Below are 16,431 nucleotides of genomic sequence, written 5' to 3' on the forward strand. Positions count from 1 at the left end.
TTCTCACCCATACCGGACGCCGATCCCGGCGTCCTCCTCCACCAAGGAACTCAATACCATGTTCACCGACCTTCTGCGCCTCGAGGCGCAGGGCTTCTCGCGTGCGTCGACCGCTATCGCGCTGCGCTCGGTTGCCACCTGTCCCAATCTCTTCTTCCGCCCGATGTCGCGTCCCGTGATCGGTGTGGCACTGCTCAGCGTCGTGCCCGAGCCGGGCGCTGGCTTCCATTTCCATGCGCAGGCGACCGCGCTGCGCGATGGCGCGCTCCCGGCGACGCTCGCCGACTGGATAGAGCCGCGCCTGCCAGCAACCGGCCCGCTCATCAGTTGGGAGACCGACGACACGCTCGTCACCAAGCTACGCGGGATCGCGGACGGGACGCGGCACCCCCGGCTTGCCGCGCTCATTGCCGATCCTGGCGAGCGGCTGCGCGTGCTCCCGCGCGTGCTGATGGGTCGTCATCGGCGCGGCACCGCACCCGGCGTGCCGTGCTTCTGCCGCTGCAGCGCTGAATGCCAGCCCGAGCTGCCCGCCTGCTTTCTGCCGGATCCGGACCAGACCGAGCGCGAACTCATCGACGAGGCGGAGACCGCCTGGGCGATGTGGGCCGATCTCCACGCGGCCTTCGACGATCATGCCCATCCTGCGCGCATCGCGCTGCGCTGCCTCGCCGAGCGCCGCCGCGCCCGCGGCGACACGCCGATCCGCTGACACCCTGCAAACAAGGACTTCGACCATGAATAGCGTAACCAACATTGCCCTGCACGACCGCCGTCCCGTCAGCATCCGTCCGATCTCGGCCCATGGCCTTGCGACCATGTCGGGTGACCGCCGCGCGACGCACGTCGGTGCCTATGCCAATTACGTCTACATCACGCGCCAGCGAGGGCAGGATTCACGCGGCGTCATCGACTATCGTCACCGTGGCGATCTGATCGCGTGCGGGCTGGAGCTGCCCCCCCGCCATCCGGTGTGGGCCGGGGAACCCGGTCGGATCTGGCGCGAGGTTGATACCGCGTGTGAAAACGCCGCTCCCGATGCGGTGCGGGCCTGGCATATCGTTCTCACCTTGCCCGATGACCTGCCGGAGCCGGAGTGGCAGCCGGTGGTCCGCGACTTTGTACGAGACACGCTCGTGCGCCGGGGGTCGGCGGTCGCGTGGGCCCTTCATGCGCAGCGTAATAAAAGTGGCGGTTGGCTGATCCGCCCGCATGCGCATCTGCTGATGACCACGCGTGGGTGGAAGCATAATGCCAGTTTCGGGCGAAGCATCCCGGCATGGCATGGCGCGGCAGTGAGGAGCGCGATCCACGCCCACTGGCTTGCACTTTTGCCTCAAGGCATGCGGCATGCGGCAACCGTGCCGTACCAGTACGGTGGCTACACGCCGGCGCATCCCGATTGTTCGAGGATCGCTCACTTGCTTGGTAGCATGTGATCTACGGACGAGAGAACTCACGGTGTCGATCGGCGGCGGCCCACGGGAGCTTGAGGAAGCTATGTCGCCCGCCAGCAACTTCCAACCAACAAGTTAAGGCGGCTGCTCGTCCCCGCAACCAGCTTGATCTGTTCAGCCTCGAACGCTCCAGCGTTCGGGGCTTTTTTCTTTTTAGAGCTGCTGCCGGTGACGTGACCCCCGTTTCTTCATCCACCTGGACCTAGAGACCGGCCCTTGAAGGGACGGACGGAATGAAGCGGAAGCAGTTTTCGGAAGAGCAGATCATCGGGATCCTGAAGGAGGCCGAGGCGGGTGCGGTGGTGACGGAGCTGTGCCGCAAGCACGGCATGTCTAGCGCGACCTACTACGCCTGGAAGGCGAAGTTCGGCGGTCTGGAGGTATCCGACGCGAAGCGGCTGAGGTCGCTCGAGGAAGAGAATGCCCGGCTCAAGCGGCTGCTTGCGGACACGATGCTCGACAATGCGGGGTTGAAAGACCTGCTGTCAAAAAAGTGGTGACGCCCGCCGCGAAGCGACAAGCGGTCGCGCATCTCCAGGCGACGTTGGGGATGAGCGAGCGGCGGGCGTGTACCGTTGTCGGAGCGGATCGCACGAGCATGCGGTATCGCTCGTGCCGGGCAGATGATGGCGACCTGCGGTCGCGGCTGCGCGAGCTGGCGCAGCAGCGCCGGCGGTTCGGCTATCGGCGGCTGCACATCCTGCTTCGCCGGGACGGCATCACGATCAACCGCAAGAAGACCCAGCGGCTCTACCGCGAGGATCGTGCCGGAACAGGCATCGATCCGGGGGATCGATGACCCGGCATGACTGACGGTGCGTCGCCGTAAAGGACGAAGGCGTGCTACAGGCAGCCGGGCACCCGCGCCGGTGCTGGCGCTCCCGAACCAGCGCTGGAGCCTGGACTTCGTGCACGACCAGCTCGTCACCGGCCGGCGGTTCCGCGTGCTCAACATCGTCGACGACGTGACGCGCGAATGCCTCCGGGCGGTGGTGGACACGTCGATCTCGGGCCGGCGCGTCGTGCGCGAGCTGGCCGATCTGATCGCCGAGCGTGGCAGGCCGAAGATGATCGTCAGCGACAATGGGACCGAACTGACCTCCAACGCGGTGCTCGCCTGGTCCGGCGATACCGGCATCGAGTGGCATTACATCGCGCCGGGCAAGCCGACGCAGAACGGGTTCGTCGAGAGCTTCAATGGTCGCATGCGCGATGAGCTGCTCAACGAGACGCTGTTCTTCACCATCGGTCAGGCCCGCTCGATCCTGACGCGCTGGGTCGACGACTATAACACCGAGCGGCCACACTCCTCGCTCGGCTACGATACCCCGGCTGCGTTCGCTGCCGGGCTCGAACAGCAACGGGCGGGGTTAACCCCGCCCGTTGCTTCACCTGCGCTCACGCGCGACAACACCGGTCAGTCTCTGGTTGCCGCTGGATGAAAGGCGGGGGTCACGTCAACGTCAGCAGTAATCGGCGAGATACTCCTCAATCGCAGTCATGTCACAGTTGTCGACTCCGCGCTTTGCCAGTTCGGCATGGTCGGACTTGGATAAGGTGTGTGGGCGATCCGGCCGTCGGTTGATGCGATACGCCTCCGCCAGCGGGCGAGCGTTCTCGTCCATAAACCGAGAGTGGCTCTGGTTGCTGAAGGCGTCACCGAGGTTTCGGGCCAGCTCCTGCTCGAGTTCGCGGCGGAACGGCGCCTCGATCTCGATGCCAGTCAGAAATGTTCGGTCGTCCGCCAGCATGCCCTCGACGTCGCGCTTCGCCGCGGCGAACCGTGCCGACAACATCGCTGCCCGCCACCCGCGACCGCCGGATCGGCGGTCTGAAGCGCGATAGGTAGCGGCTTGCTGATAATATTTCGGAAATGGATACGGCGTCGGTAGACATACCGGCCGGCGATGCGGACCGTGTAGGGAATGCGACACATGGGATCGTTACCTTCCCGCGTGTGCCGGTGCCATCTGCGCTTGTCATATGACCAGCTCCGGAGTCGACAAACGCTAAAAGGCAGATTTCCAATAGCTTGGAGCTAAAATGGTCGGGGAGACAGGATTCCTCCAAATTTTCCCCGGTTCGCCAAGTCGTTGATTCCACGTCAACGAACAACTCGTCTCTCTGCGAGTTGCACGGCGAGGGGTACAAAAGGGTGCACAAAATGGCAAGCGGATGATGATCGGCCGGCGGCGCACTTATTATTAACGCTACTGTCGTGAGATCCGCGCACTGGCTCGCTTGGCATCCGGCGTGGCCGTCGCCTGCCGCCCGCTTGTCGCTGCTGGAGCCACGGTGTCGTCGCGCATATGAAGAGCGTTGACGCGTGGCCCAGGCAGGTCCTCACGCGCGATAGCCGCCTTGCCGTTCGAGCATCCAGCCGGGATATTCCGCCGGCAGCTTCGTCACCGCGTCGAGCGCAGTCAGATCGTCGGCGTCCAGCGACACCTCCGTTGCCGCGATATTGTCGCTGAGCTGGTCGACCCGCTTGGCCCCAACGATCACGCTCGTCACCACCGGCTGGTGCAGCAGCCAGGCGAGCGCCACCTGCGCGACGGTGCAACCCTTCGCCCCGGCGATGCGCCGCATCTCAGCTAAGGCCGCCGAACCGCGCGTGCGGTCGACCGGCGGGAAGTCGAAGGTCGCGCGCCGGCCGTCCGCCGCCTTGCCCTCGCCGTCATACTTGCCCGACAGATAGCCGCCGGCGAGCGGGCTCCACACCATCAGTCCGATCTTCTCGGACCGGAGCATCGGCGCAATCTCGCGCTCCAGATCGCGGCCGACCAACGTGTAATAGGCTTGGAGCGACAGGATCGGTGCCAGCCGCCGCGCCTCGGCGATGCCGACCGCCTTCACGACCTGCCATGCCGCCCAATTGGACAGGCCGAGGTAGCGGACGTGACCGTGGCGGACGAGCGTATCGAGCGCCTCCAGAGTCTCCTCGATCGGCGTCGCGGGGTCGAAGCCGTGAATCTGGTAGATATCGATATGGTCGAGCCCGAGCCGCTGGAGGCTCTGCTTGCACTGGCTGATGATATGGCCGCGCGAGGCACCACGCGCATTGGGTCCGTCGCCCATCGGCCCGAGCACCTTGGTCGCGACCACGACATCGTCGCGGGCGACGCCGAGGTTCTTGAGCGACTGGCCGAGGATGCGCTCGCTCTCGCCGCCGGCATAGACGTTGGCGGTGTCGATGAAGTTGATACCGGCATCGAGCGCGGTCTTCACCAGCGCGTCGGCCTCCTCCTGTCGGAGCTGGCCGATCTGCCCCCACATCCCCTCGCTGCCGCCGAAGGTCATGGTGCCGAGGCAGAGTTCGGATACGAACAGGCCGCTGTGGCCGAGCTGGCGCATACGCATGGATCATTCTCCTGATGGGATCGGATGCGCAGGAGATAGGCGGCGGAGGGCCGGCCCGGCGACGCCGATCCGATCAATGTCCTGCCCGATCCTATCAACGTGACGAGCAGGCCGGTGCATCGGCGCGGATCACGCGTTAGCTTACGATCGATGACGACGCTGACCGACCTTGCCCCGCTGATCGAGCGCCACTGGTTCGCACATGGCCGCGAGACCCCGATCGACGGGCTGCTGCTCACCCGCGCCGAGACGCCGAGCGGCATCATCCGCTCGGTCTATCGCCCGTCCTTCTGCCTCGTGGTGCAGGGCGCCAAGACGACGATGCTCGGCGAGACGCCCTATCGCTACGCCGCCGGCCAGTGCCTGCTCGCCTCGGTCGATCTGCCGGTGGCAGCGCGGATCACACAGGCGAGCGTGGAGGCGCCCTATCTCGCGCTGTCGCTGGCGATCGATCCGGCGATGGTCACGGAACTGCTCGCCGAACAGGCCGGGGCGCTGGTGGACGCGCCCGCCTTTGCCGCCCTCTCGACCGCCGACCACGATCCGGCGGTGTGCGATCCTCTCAGGCGGCTGCTCGACCTGCTCGATGCCCCACGCGACGCACAGGTGCTGGCACCACTGATCCGACGCGAGATCGTCTGGCGACTGCTCGGCGGTGCGCTGGGACCGGCGCTGCGCCAGATCGGGCTCGCCGATACCCATGCCGCCCGGATCGGCCGCGCCACCGCCCACATCCGCGACCATTATACCGAGACCTTGCGTGTGGCCGATCTGGCGGCGCTGGCCGGCATGAGTGTCCCCGGCTTCCACCGCCACTTCAAGGCGGTGACGACGATGACCCCGGTGCAGTTCCAGAAGCAGGTCCGCCTACAGGAAGCCCGCCGCCGCCTGATCGCCGCCGAGGAGGTCGCCCGCGTCGGCTTCGCGATCGGCTACGAGAGCCTGTCGCAGTTCAGCCGCGACTACCGCCGCCTGTTCGGCGCGCCGCCGGGCCGGGATGCCGCCGCGATCCGCGCGCAACTCGTGCCGGAGCCAGCGCTGCCGTGATACTTGACTCCGTCAAGTAACTAGGTCCAGCATGACGACCATGGAAGACGCAGACGTCACCGCGGTCCGCCGGTTCAACCGCTTCTACACGCAGACGATCGGCGCGCTGGACACGCGCTTCCTCGGCACCGATGCGAGCCTGCCCGAAGCGCGGCTGCTGTTCGAGATCGCGACACGTGAGCCGGTCACCGCCAGCGTGTTGCAGGACGTGCTGGACATGGACGCAGGCTATCTCAGCCGCATGATCGCGCGGTTCCAGGCGCGTGGCTGGGTGGTTCGCGTGGTGCGGGCGGATGATGCGCGCGCCCGCGACCTGCGGCTGACCGAGGCAGGGCGCGACGCCTTCGCGATCGTCGACGAGCGCCAGCGCGCGGCGGTCAGCGATCTTCTTGACGAGGTGCCGGGCACGAGCCGGCGCGACCTGGTCGAGGCACTGACCCGCGCCCGCCTGCTGCTCGACCCGGCGTCGGGCGGACCGTTCCGTATCCGCCCGTTCCGCACGGGTGAGCCGGCGCTGATCGCCGCCCGGCAATCGGTCCTCTACGCCGAAAGCCACGGCTGGGGCCGCGAGCTCGAGGTGATCGAGGGCGAGGTGACCACGGCCTTCCTGCGCGACTTCGATCCCGCCCGCGAGCAATGCTGGGTCGCGGAGATCGACGGCGTGATGGCCGGGGCGGTGTTCGTGACCGACGAGGGTGACGGTCTCGCCCGCCTGCGCCTGCTCCACGTCGAGCCGTTCGCGCGGCGGCGCGGGATCGGAGAGGCGCTGGTCGCGCGATGCATCGGCTTCGCGCGCGAGACCGGCTATACCGCGCTGACGTTGTGGACGCATACCGTGCTGGAATCCGCCCGCCGCATCTATGCCGCGCAGGGCTTCCGCTGTGTCGAGACGGCGATGCACGATCGTTTCGGCGAGCCGCTGCAGGGAGAGACGTGGCGGCTGGAGCTGGTGGCATGAGCGGTGCGCTGACGATCCGCCTGGCCGTGGAAGACGATCTGGACGCGCTGCGCGACCTGATGACGCTGGCGATCGAGCGCGGTCAGGCGGCAGTGTTGACACCCGCCCAAGTCGTCGCGAGCCGGGCCGTGATGGGGCTGGATACGCAATTGGTGCGCGACGGGACTTATTTCATCGTCGAGGAGGAGGGCGTAGCGGTCGGCTGCGGCGGATGGAGCCGGCGCGCGACGCTCTATGGCGGCGATCACAGCGCCGCCCTGCGTGACCCGGCACTGCTCGATCCGACGACGGACGCCGCCCGCATTCGCGCGATGTACACCCACCCCGATCATGTCCGGCGCGGCATCGGCCGCATGGTGCTCGACCGGTGCGAGCAGGCCGCCGCGGAGGCGGGTTTCACGGCCGGCGAACTGATGAGCACAGCCAGCGGCGAGCGGCTCTACGCCGCGTGCGGCTATGGCCCGCTCGAACGCGCCGACGCGGATGTGGATGGCGTCATCGTGCCGCTGATCCGGATGCGGAAGGCCCTTCGCCCGGCCGGAGCCGGCGGGTGACCCGGTTGCCCGCGCTTCCCTGCGGCGTGGTCGCACGATAGCCTGGGTGTCGATATCGAAAGGGGATCGCCAATGTCCACGCCGTTGCGGCTCTTCTACGCCAGTGGCGCTTGCTCGCTGGCACCGCACATCGCGCTGGAAGAGAGCGGTGCGCCGTTCGAGCCGGTCCGGGTCGACATGGCGTCGGGCGAACAACGCATGCCCAAATATCTGCGCATCAATCCAAAGGGGCGCGTGCCGGCACTGGCGGTCGACGACTGGGTGCTGACCGAAAACCCGGCCATCCTCCAGTTCATCGCGCGCTCCTTTCCGGAGGCGAATCTGTGGCCCCAGGATCTGCGCGATCAGGCGCGTGTCGTGGAATGGCTCGGCTGGATCGCCTCGACCGTCCATGTCGCCTACGCTCATGTCCGCCGCGCGGAACGCTATGCCGACAGCGAGGCGGCGCTGGCGGAGGTTCGAGCGAAGGGCATGCAGACCTGCCGCGAGCTGTGGCAGGCGGTGGACGCCCGGCTCGGCGCCGGACCATGGGCGATCGGCGAGCGCTACACGGTGGCCGACGCCTATCTGCTGGTGTTCTGGACATGGGGGCGCGGGTCCGTGCTCGGCTTCGACATGGCGCGCGAGTTCCCGGACTGGACCGCGCACGCACGGCGGATGGCGACGCGGCCGGCGGTGCAGCGAGCGTTCGAGCGCGAGGGACTGACACTGCCACCCGACGCCTGATACGCATCGCCGCCGCCGCCGTTCAGGCCGGGCACGCAGCGACGCGGGGCTGACGCCGGAACACCAGCAGCATCGCCAACGCGACGGCCGCCATCGCGGCGCCTGCCAGCGATACGATCGGCAGAGCCAATCCGGCGCCGATGACCCCGCCACCCAGTGCCGCGCCGATGGCGTTGCCCAGGTTGAACGCGCCGATGTTCATCGCGGAGGCGAGGTTCGGCGCGTCGGCCGCCGCATCCATCACCCGCATCTGCAAGGGCGGGACGATCGCGAAGCTGGCGATGCCCCAGATCAGGATCGCGGCGGCAGCGGGGACCGGCCACTGCATCAGCACGGTGAAGACCAGCAGCGTGACGGCCAGCGCGAGCAGCATCATCGTCAACGCGCGGTCCACCGAACGGTCGGCCAATCGTCCGCCCAGCGCATTGCCGATCGTCGCGCCGACGCCGAACAGCATCAGCATCGCGGTGACGTAGCCGGTGGAGCCGTGCGTCACGTCGCGCAGGATCGGCACGATATAGGTAAAGACGGTGAACACGCCGCCGAAGCCGATCGTGGTCAGCGCCAGCGCCGTCAGCACCGGCCCACGCTTCAGCACGCGTAGTTCGGCACGCATGTCGCCGCCCTCCGCCGGCGGCAGTGCCGGCAGCGCGAGGCGCAGCGACAGCATCGCGACCGCACCCACGCCTGCGATGCCGGCAAAGGCGGTGCGCCAGCCGAGCACCTCGCTCGCCCAGGTCGCCAGCGGCACGCCGCCGATCGTCGCGACGGTTAGGCCGGTGAACATCGCCGCGACTGCGCCGGCGCGTTTGTCCGCAGGCACGAGGCCGGCGGCCACCACCGATCCGACGCCGAAGAAGGCGCCATGGTTGAACGAGGTGACAACCCGCGCCGCCATCAGCATCCAGTATCCGTCCGCCAGCGCCGACAGCGCATTGCCGAGCGTGAAGATGCCCATCAGCGCGATCAGCAGCGTCCGCCGGTCGATCCGGCCGGTGGTCAGCGTCATCAGCGGCGCGCCGATCAGCACGCCCATCGCATAGGCGCTGACCAGCAGGCCGGCGGCGGGGATCGACACGCCGAGGTCGCCCGCGATGTCCGGCAGCATGCCCATGGGCGCGAATTCGGTCACGCCGATGCCGAAGGCGCCGATCGCCAGCGCCAGAAGGGGTGGATGGAGCCGCACGCGCCCGCCTTTCGTTGTTGCTCCGCGTGAGATGATGACTTGCGTGCGAACCGTGTAGCCGCAGAATGGGACCAGCTCTTGTGCTTGGGAGTCACAGATGGACGTGACCGGACGATCGGGCGAGATGGCGGTGTTCGCCGCCGTCGCGGAACATGGCAGCCTGTCCGCTGCCGCCCGCAGCTTGGGACTGACGCCGTCCGCAGTCAGCCGGATCGTCGCGCGGATCGAGACGCGGCTGGGCGTACGGCTGCTGGTTCGCACAACGCGCGCGCTGGCGCTGACCGCCGAGGGCCAAGCCTATCTGCGCGCCGCACTCCGCATCCTCGCCGACATGGCCGAGGTCGAGGATGCCATCGCCGATCAGGCGTCGCCGCGTGGGCGGCTGCGTGTCACCGCCTCGCTGGCGCACGGACGGCTCTATGTCGTGCCGCTGCTCGGCGACTTCACCGCGCGCTATCCCGGCATCCTGGTCGACCTGAACCTGTCGGACCGGATCGTCGACGTGCTGGGCGGGCAGGCCGACGTCGCGGTGCGCTTCGGCCAGCTCGCCGACAGCCCGCTCACCGCCCGCAAGCTGGGGGAGACGGGGCGGGTGGTGGTCGCTTCGCCCGATTATCTCGCCCGCGCGGGCACGCCGCAGGTGCCCGACGACCTTGCCGCCCACAACTGCCTGAGCTTCAACTTCCGCCGCGCCGAACCCGGCTGGCCGTTTCGCGAGGACGGGCAAGACCGCGCGCTGGCGGTGACGGGATCGATCGAGGCGAACAACGGGGAGTCGCTGGCGCAGCTTGCCCGTGCGGGCGTCGGCATCGCACGGGTCGGACGGTTCGCGGTGGAGGAGGATATCGCCAGCGGCGCATTGGTGCCGCTGCTGGAGGCGTTCAACCCGGAGGACCGCGAGCCGCTCCACGCGCTGTTCGTCGGCGGGTCGACGACGCCGGCACGGGTGCGGGTGTTCGTCGACTTCCTGGTCGAGCGGCTCGCTGGCCGGGTCGAATAGGAGGTTCCCGACTCGCTTCTGCCGCCCGGTGCATCGCGCACCGGGCCGCCGCCGATGTCGACGGGTGGCTATTTCCCGTCGCTGCCCATGCGTTCGCCGCACCGCGCGACCCAGTCACGAATGGCCGGGTCGGCGGGCATCATGTCGGTGAACCAGAAGAAGGGCGAACTGCACAGCATGTCGGCCGCGGAGAAGCGCTCGCCGAGCAGCCACGGCCCCTTGCGCAGCGGCTCGGCCAGTCGCTCGATCATCGTGTCGAAATCGCGCAAGCCTGCGGTGATCGCGGGGTGGCTGACATCCGCCCATTTCAGGATCAGCAGCGGTTCGATGACGCCCTGATAGTAGAACAGCCACGACAGATAGGCGCCGCGCCCCGCCTCGTCGGGCAGCGGCCCCAGGCCGGCATCGGGATAGGCGTCGGTCAGATAGAGCATGATCGCGCCGCGCTCGCGCACCGCATCGTCGCCATCGGTCAGATAGGGCACCTTGCCCTCCGGGTGCGGATTGGCGGAATCGCGGCTGCCCGATCCGTCCTGTCGCGCGATGCTGACCTCGCGCATCCCGATGTCGGCGCCGAGCATCCCGACGAGCGCGACGACCGTGTCGGACCGGGAATTGGGCGAGTAATAGAGGGTGCGCATCGATTGCTCCTTGCGTTGGATGACGCCGTCCATTTACCGGGCGACTCCTGACAATTTCGGGCAGCAGGGATGGCACGATCGGATCGCCTGATGCGGTTGCTCGACGCGTTGCGGCGGCTGCCGAAGCCGGTGACCGCGACCCGCCTCGCGAGGGAGACCGAGGTGTCGACGCGGCAGCTCTACCGCGACATCGCGACGCTGCGCGCGGGCGGGGTGCTGATAGACGGGACGGCGGGCTACGGCTACACGCTGACCGAGGATCCGGCGTTGCCGCCGCAGAGCTTCTCCCGGCTGGAGATCGAGGCGCTGATGCTCGGGGCCGCGAGCCTCGGCGACTTCGGCGACGAGGCGCTGGCGACGGCGGGGCGCAATGCGCTCGCGCGGATCGTCGCCACCTTGCCCGACCGGCAGGCGCGGCAGGCCGCGCATGCGACGATGCGATCGTGGCGCCCGCCAGAGCCGCGCGCCGCCATCACGATCGACCTCGACCTCCTGCGCGAAGCCTGTTGGGACGAGTTTAGCGTCCGCATCGCCTATCGCGACAAGAGCGGGCGGCGGACCGAGCGCGAGATCCTGCCGCTGGGCCTGTCCTACAGCCCGAAGACGCTGATGCTGGTGGGCTGGTGCCTGTTGCGCGAGGCGCACCGGACGTTCGAGGTGCCGCGGATCGAGGCGCTGGCGCGCGGCGGGAGCAGTTTCCGCCCCCGCCGGGTGCAACTTCTGCGCGACTATGTCGTGCTACGGACCGCGGAGTGGAAGCGGCAGGAGGAAGAGGCGCGCCCGCGATCGTAGCGCGGCCGACACCGCTCAGTGCGGCGCGAGCCCCATCTCCACGCCGGTCTTGTCGTGGAGCGCGAAGCGGTCGATCAGGTCGGCGCTCGCCCGATTGTAGCCGACCACCTCGACCAAGCGCCCTTCGCGGCGTAGCCGGGCGACGATCTTGTCCAGCGCGCCGACACCCGAGATGTCCCAGAAATGCGCCGCGGTCACGTCGATGACGATGCGGCTGGCGCTGTCCCCGGCCTGGAAGGCGCGGGTGAACCGATCGACCGAGGCGAAGAAGATCTCGCCTGCCACACGGTAGGTCGCCTCCGTGCCGTCCGGTGATACCGATCGCTCGACCGAGAACATGCGCTGCACCTTTCCGGCGAAGAAGATGCCCGACAGCAGCACGCCGGCCAGCACGCCCAGCGACAGGTCGCGCGTGGCGACGACCACCACCACCGTCGTCAGCATGACCACCGACGACGTGGGCGGATGCCGCCGCAGGTTCGGAATCGAGTTCCAGCTGAAGGTGCCGATCGACACCATGACCATGACGGCCACCAGCGCCGGCATCGGCACCCGCCCGACGAACGGCCCCAAGACCGCCAACAGGAACAGGAGGAACGCGCCCGCGACGAAGGTCGACAGCCGCCCGCGCCCGCCCGAGGTGACGTTGATGACCGACTGGCCGATCATGGCGCAGCCGCCCATGCCGCCGAACAGTGCGGCGACGATGTTGGCGCCGCCCTGTCCGGCACATTCGCGACGCTTGTCGCTGTCGGTGTCGGTCATGTCGTCGACGATCTGCGCGGTCAGCAGCGATTCGAGCAGGCCGACGGCGGCCATCGCCAGCGAATAGGGCAGGATGATCCGCAACGTGTCGACCGTCAGCGGCACCTGCGGCCAGGCGAGGCTCGGCAGGCCGTCGGGCAGTCGCCCCATGTCGCCGACCGTGTTCACCGGCAGCCCGAACCCGATGCTGATCGCGCTTAGCACCAGGATCGCCACCAGCGGCGACGGCACCGCCTTCGTCACGCGCGGCACGCCGTAGATGATCGCCAGCCCGCCCGCGACCATCGCATAGGTCTGCCAGCCGACGCCGGTCAGTTGCGGAAGCTGCGCCATGAAGATCAGGATCGCCAATGCGTTGACGAAGCCGGTGATGACCGAGCGCGACACGAACTGCATCAGCAGGTCGAGCCGCAGCAGCCCGGCGACGATCTGGATCAGCCCCATCACGATCGTCGCGGCGAAGAGGTATTCGACACCGTGATCGCGCACCAGCGGGCCGACGAGCACGGCGACGGCCGCGGTGGCGGCGGAGATCATGCCCGGTCGTCCGCCGATCAGCGCGATGGTGATCGCGATCGCGACCGAGGCGTAGAGGCCGACGCGCGGATCGACCCCGGCGATGATCGAGAAGCCGATCGCCTCCGGGATCAGCGCGAGTGCGACGACGATGCCGGCAAGGATGTCGCGGCGGGCGGCGGTGCCGTCAGTGAACCACTGGCGGCGATAGGTAGCGAAGTCGAAGGTCATCGAATGTCCACAACAGGGCACGGGCGCCGGGCGGCGCATCTCATCGGGTGCGTGTTGTTGTCCGGCGGATCGGCGGCCGGAATAGCCACCCGGGATTTCACCGGGTCCTTGCGAATGACCGCCCCATAGGCGAGCCGCACTGGTCGGCGCAACCGCCTGCGACTTGACCCGGGGGCGTGCGGGGCCAAGGTAACGCGGATGATCGATCCGCGCGCCGCGACACTGGATCTACTCGCGCGCCGACGCGCAGGCGCGACGATCTGCCCGAGCGAAGTGGCACGCGCCCTTTCCCGGGACGACTGGCGCGCTGCGATGCCGTCCGTGCACGCGGCGATCGACGGGCTGGTCCGCGACGGGGCGGTGCGGCTGAGCTGGAAGGGGCAGCGGTTGGCGACGCGATCGGGACCCTACAGGATCGCCCTTTCCGGCAACGATTGAGGCCGGTTCCCCTCCCGCGTCGATCGGGAGTGCGGTATCGCCCGGAGATGGCGAGAAAGAAGCGCTACCTGACCGCGACGATGGCGGATGGTTATGTGAAGACGATCGGTCCCACCGCCGCGCCGTTCACGCATTACTGGCGGATCGTCGCGCATCTGCGCGATGGAAAGACCGAGGTGTTCTGGGGGCACGCCACCTCCGCCCGCGAGGCGGCGAGCAAGAAGGCGCTGACCGAACAGGCCGCGAGGCGCTACGGCTGGCGCAGCTTCGATTTCGAGATAGCCGAGCTCACCGAACATTGACGCCCTGCATCGGGAGGCCGATCGCTGGTCGCCTCCCGCGCCGGGCGGCGTTAAGGTGTTGCGATTACCGGCAGCCGCTTGCCGATGCTCCCTGAAGGATGCCGATCATCTTCCTCATCTTCCTGATCCCGGCGCTCTACGTCGCGTCCCGCACCCTCTGGCCGCTGGCGCTGCCGTTGTGGAGCAAGGTCGTCGTGGCGGTGCTCCTGCTGGGCGTGTCGCAATATCACCTCTGGAGCCGGCTATCCTCGGGATCGGTCTTCGCACCCGAGTTCCCGCGCCCGATCGTGATCCTCTTCAACTGGGCCTTCGGCGCGCTGGTGCTGCTGATGATCCTTCAGATCGTTCTCGATCTCGGCTTGCTGGCGACGGCCGTCGTCCGATGGCAGCGCGCCGGGTTACCGGATGCGGCGCGCTATGGGGCAGTCGGTCTGGCGACGCTGGCCAGCGCGATCGCGGTCGCCAATGCGGTGCGGGTGCCGCCGATCAGGGACGTCGAAGTGGCGATCGCGGGTCTGCCGCCGCAGTTCCAGGGATATCGCATCCTTCAACTGACCGATCTTCATATCAGCAAGCTGTTCCCGGCCGCCTGGGCCAGCGCTGTCGTGGCGCGCGCCAATGCGGCGGGCAGCGACGTGATCGTCGTCACGGGTGATTTCATCGATGGCTCGGTCGACATGCGACGCGAGGATGTGGCGCCGCTTCAAGCGCTTGAAGCTCCCGACGGCGTCTGGGCGATACCCGGCAACCACGAATATTTCTTCGATTACGGCGCGTGGATGCGGCACCTGACCTCACTCGGTTTCCGGATGCTGCCGAATGCCCATACCGTCGTCCGGCGCGGTGGCGCGGAACTCGTCATCGCGGGCGTGACCGACCTGTCCGCCCCGAGCGTCGGCGAGGCAGCCCCGGACGTGGGGCTGGCGCTGCGTGGTGCGCCGGCCGGGGCGCCGATCGTCCTCCTCGATCATCAGCCGCGGCGGGCCCGGGACGCTGCGGCGAAGGGCGTCGCGCTCCAATTGTCCGGCCACACGCATGGCGGCATGATCGTCGGTCTGGACCGGCTCGTCGCCCGCGCCAACGCCGGTTTCGTCGCGGACCGCTATCAGGTCGGCGACATGACCCTCTACGTCAGCAACGGCACCGGGCTGTGGCCGGGCTTCGCGCTCCGCCTCGGTGTGCCGTCGGAGATGACCCGCGTCACCTTGCGGGCGAAGTCGTGACGGATCGATGCCGCCGCAACTATTGACGGTCGCGCCGGACCGCCACCATCAGCGCCCTATGACCATCTCGCTGGCCGACGCGCGACGCATGGCCCTCAAGGCGCAGAGCTTCGGCCGGCCACAGCCGCCACGGGTCACCGCGGCGCACCTTCGCCAGGTCGCCGATCGCACCGGCCTGTTCCAGATCGATAGCGTCAACGTCCTCGCTCGCGCGCATTACCTGCCGGCCTTCTCCCGGCTCGGCGATTATGATCGCTCGCTGCTCGAAGGCTCCGCCTGGGGTCCGAAGCGTCAGCGCCGGTTCTTCGAATATTGGGCGCATGAGGCGTCGTTGCTGCCGCTCGACCTTCATCCGTTCCTGCGTTGGCGGATGGCGCGCGCCGACCGGGGCGAGATCGGCTATCGCGCGCTGCGTCGCTTCGCCACCGAGCGCCGTCGCGAGGCGGACGCCGTGCTTGCCCGCGTCGCCGCCGAGGGCCCGCTGACCGCCGCCGACTTCGAGAACGGCACAAGCCGCAGCGGCTGGTGGGAATGGAGCGACGTCAAGCACGCGCTCGAATGGCTGTTCTGGTCGGGCCGGATCACGATCGCAACACGGCGGGGCAGCTTCGCGCGGGTGTACGACCTGCCAGAGCGGGTGCTGCCCGCGGCCATTCTCGCCATGCCGACGCCGACCGTCGCCGAGGCGCAGCGTGCGCTGATCGAGCGTAGCGCGCGGGCGCTCGGCATCGCGACCGCGGCCGACCTGCGCGACTACTACCGGCTGAAGCCCGACGAGGCCGATCACGCCATCGCCGATCTGGCGGAGGATGGCGTGCTGGTCCCCGTCCGTGTCGAAGGCTGGAGCCAGAAGACGTGGCGGCACCGCGACGCTTCGCCGCCCCGGCGGGTGCGCGGGGCGGCCTTGCTGGCGCCGTTCGATCCACTGATCTGGGAACGCAGCCGCACCGAGCGGTTGTTCGGCTTCCGCTACCGGATCGAGATCTACGTGCCGCAGGACCGGCGCACCCACGGCTATTACGTGCTGCCGTTCCTGCTGGACGAGGCGTTGGTCGCCCGGGTCGACCTCAAGGCGGACCGGCAAGCGGGCGTGCTGCTGGCGCATCGCATCACGCTTGAGCCAGGGGCGCCCGACGATACGCTGCCGCGCCTGGACGTCGAACTGGAGCGCATGGCGACATGGCTCGGCCTGTCGGGTGTTCGCATCGGGGCGATCGTACGTCCCAGTTGATCCG

17 protein-coding genes, 1 pseudogene and 1 other annotated feature are annotated in these 16,431 nt (G+C 68.3%); of the genes and pseudogenes, 13 read left to right on the forward strand and 5 right to left on the reverse strand.

Going from position 1 to position 16,431, the window contains the following annotated elements; genetic code table 11:
* Positions 1 to 58: 58 nt before the first annotated feature.
* From PGN23_RS07305 to PGN23_RS07315, 3 genes and pseudogenes are all read left to right on the forward strand, one after another.
* On the forward strand, positions 59 to 712 hold the full coding sequence (locus tag PGN23_RS07305; RefSeq protein WP_335302239.1) for a hypothetical protein: 654 nt from the start codon (positions 59 to 61) through the stop codon (positions 710 to 712).
* Positions 713 to 737: 25 nt separating this feature from the next.
* Positions 738 to 1,439: a MobA/MobL family protein gene (locus PGN23_RS07310; RefSeq protein WP_335302240.1), complete on the forward strand. Its 702-nt coding sequence runs from the start codon at positions 738 to 740 to the stop codon at positions 1,437 to 1,439.
* Between the two features lie 251 nt (positions 1,440 to 1,690).
* A pseudogene (locus PGN23_RS07315) lies at positions 1,691 to 2,899 on the forward strand (IS3 family transposase).
* Between the two features lie 21 nt (positions 2,900 to 2,920).
* Here the strand turns inward: PGN23_RS07315 and PGN23_RS07320 are convergent.
* Together PGN23_RS07320 and PGN23_RS07325 are read right to left on the reverse strand one after the other, a co-directional pair.
* Complete coding sequence (locus PGN23_RS07320) at positions 2,921 to 3,253, reverse strand: hypothetical protein (protein WP_335302241.1); 333 nt, start codon at positions 3,251 to 3,253, stop codon at positions 2,921 to 2,923.
* A 547-nt stretch (positions 3,254 to 3,800) separates the two neighbouring features.
* Complete coding sequence (locus tag PGN23_RS07325) at positions 3,801 to 4,817, reverse strand: aldo/keto reductase (protein ID WP_335302242.1); 1,017 nt, start codon at positions 4,815 to 4,817, stop codon at positions 3,801 to 3,803.
* A 150-nt stretch (positions 4,818 to 4,967) separates the two neighbouring features.
* Between PGN23_RS07325 and PGN23_RS07330 the strand changes: the two genes are divergently transcribed.
* The 4 genes from PGN23_RS07330 to PGN23_RS07345 all read left to right on the forward strand — a co-directional run bounded on the left by PGN23_RS07330 (position 4,968) and on the right by PGN23_RS07345 (position 8,102).
* Positions 4,968 to 5,864 (forward strand): AraC family transcriptional regulator, encoded by an 897-nt coding sequence (locus PGN23_RS07330; protein WP_335302243.1) that lies wholly within the window; start codon positions 4,968 to 4,970, stop codon positions 5,862 to 5,864.
* Between the two features lie 40 nt (positions 5,865 to 5,904).
* On the forward strand, positions 5,905 to 6,822 hold the full coding sequence (locus PGN23_RS07335; protein ID WP_335302244.1) for a bifunctional helix-turn-helix transcriptional regulator/GNAT family N-acetyltransferase: 918 nt from the start codon (positions 5,905 to 5,907) through the stop codon (positions 6,820 to 6,822).
* Positions 6,819 to 7,376: a GNAT family N-acetyltransferase gene (locus PGN23_RS07340; RefSeq protein WP_335302245.1), complete on the forward strand. Its 558-nt coding sequence runs from the start codon at positions 6,819 to 6,821 to the stop codon at positions 7,374 to 7,376. The genes PGN23_RS07335 and PGN23_RS07340 overlap by 4 nt, the downstream gene beginning before the upstream one ends.
* A 72-nt stretch (positions 7,377 to 7,448) precedes the next feature.
* Positions 7,449 to 8,102: a glutathione S-transferase family protein gene (locus PGN23_RS07345; protein WP_335302246.1), complete on the forward strand. Its 654-nt coding sequence runs from the start codon at positions 7,449 to 7,451 to the stop codon at positions 8,100 to 8,102.
* A gap of 22 nt (positions 8,103 to 8,124) precedes the next feature.
* Here the strand turns inward: PGN23_RS07345 and PGN23_RS07350 are convergent, their stop codons facing one another.
* Positions 8,125 to 9,288: an MFS transporter gene (locus PGN23_RS07350; protein ID WP_335302247.1), complete on the reverse strand. Its 1,164-nt coding sequence runs from the start codon at positions 9,286 to 9,288 to the stop codon at positions 8,125 to 8,127.
* 97 nt (positions 9,289 to 9,385) lie between these two features.
* Here PGN23_RS07350 and PGN23_RS07355 point away from each other — a divergent pair, with 97 nt between their 5' ends.
* Positions 9,386 to 10,288 (forward strand): LysR family transcriptional regulator, encoded by a 903-nt coding sequence (locus PGN23_RS07355; protein WP_335302248.1) that lies wholly within the window; start codon positions 9,386 to 9,388, stop codon positions 10,286 to 10,288.
* 68 nt (positions 10,289 to 10,356) lie between these two features.
* Here the strand turns inward: PGN23_RS07355 and PGN23_RS07360 are convergent, their stop codons facing one another.
* A complete protein-coding gene (locus tag PGN23_RS07360; RefSeq protein WP_335302249.1) occupies positions 10,357 to 10,929 on the reverse strand; it encodes a glutathione S-transferase family protein in 573 nt (190 codons plus the stop codon).
* Positions 10,930 to 10,998: 69 nt separating this feature from the next.
* Here PGN23_RS07360 and PGN23_RS07365 point away from each other — a divergent pair, with 69 nt between their 5' ends.
* Entirely contained in the window at positions 10,999 to 11,721 is a 723-nt protein-coding gene (locus PGN23_RS07365; RefSeq protein WP_335302250.1) for a helix-turn-helix transcriptional regulator, read from the forward strand.
* A 15-nt stretch (positions 11,722 to 11,736) separates the two neighbouring features.
* Here PGN23_RS07365 and PGN23_RS07370 read toward each other — a convergent pair whose 3' ends face one another.
* The gene (locus PGN23_RS07370; protein WP_335302252.1) at positions 11,737 to 13,233 is read right to left on the reverse strand and encodes a SulP family inorganic anion transporter; all 1,497 of its coding nucleotides are present in this window, start codon (positions 13,231 to 13,233) and stop codon (positions 11,737 to 11,739) included.
* A gap of 55 nt (positions 13,234 to 13,288) precedes the next feature.
* Positions 13,289 to 13,344, reverse strand: a sequence feature (sul1 is cis-regulatory element that is thought to sense ions involved in sulfur or methionine metabolism; They are found in Alphaproteobacteria).
* Between the two features lie 87 nt (positions 13,345 to 13,431).
* Between PGN23_RS07370 and PGN23_RS07375 the strand changes: the two genes are divergently transcribed.
* From PGN23_RS07375 to PGN23_RS07390, 4 genes are all read left to right on the forward strand, one after another.
* Positions 13,432 to 13,671 (forward strand): DUF3253 domain-containing protein, encoded by a 240-nt coding sequence (locus PGN23_RS07375; RefSeq protein ID WP_335302253.1) that lies wholly within the window; start codon positions 13,432 to 13,434, stop codon positions 13,669 to 13,671.
* Between the two features lie 47 nt (positions 13,672 to 13,718).
* Positions 13,719 to 13,973, forward strand: coding sequence for a hypothetical protein (locus tag PGN23_RS07380; protein ID WP_335302254.1), 255 nt, complete (start codon positions 13,719 to 13,721; stop codon positions 13,971 to 13,973).
* Between the two features lie 200 nt (positions 13,974 to 14,173).
* Positions 14,174 to 15,196: a metallophosphoesterase gene (locus PGN23_RS07385; RefSeq protein WP_335302255.1), complete on the forward strand. Its 1,023-nt coding sequence runs from the start codon at positions 14,174 to 14,176 to the stop codon at positions 15,194 to 15,196.
* 58 nt (positions 15,197 to 15,254) lie between these two features.
* Complete coding sequence (locus tag PGN23_RS07390; protein WP_335302256.1) at positions 15,255 to 16,427, forward strand: winged helix-turn-helix domain-containing protein; 1,173 nt, start codon at positions 15,255 to 15,257, stop codon at positions 16,425 to 16,427.
* Positions 16,428 to 16,431: the final 4 nt, after the last annotated feature.

The organism is Sphingomonas adhaesiva (genome assembly GCF_036946125.1).
Classification (GTDB): domain Bacteria; phylum Pseudomonadota; class Alphaproteobacteria; order Sphingomonadales; family Sphingomonadaceae; genus Sphingomonas; species Sphingomonas adhaesiva_A.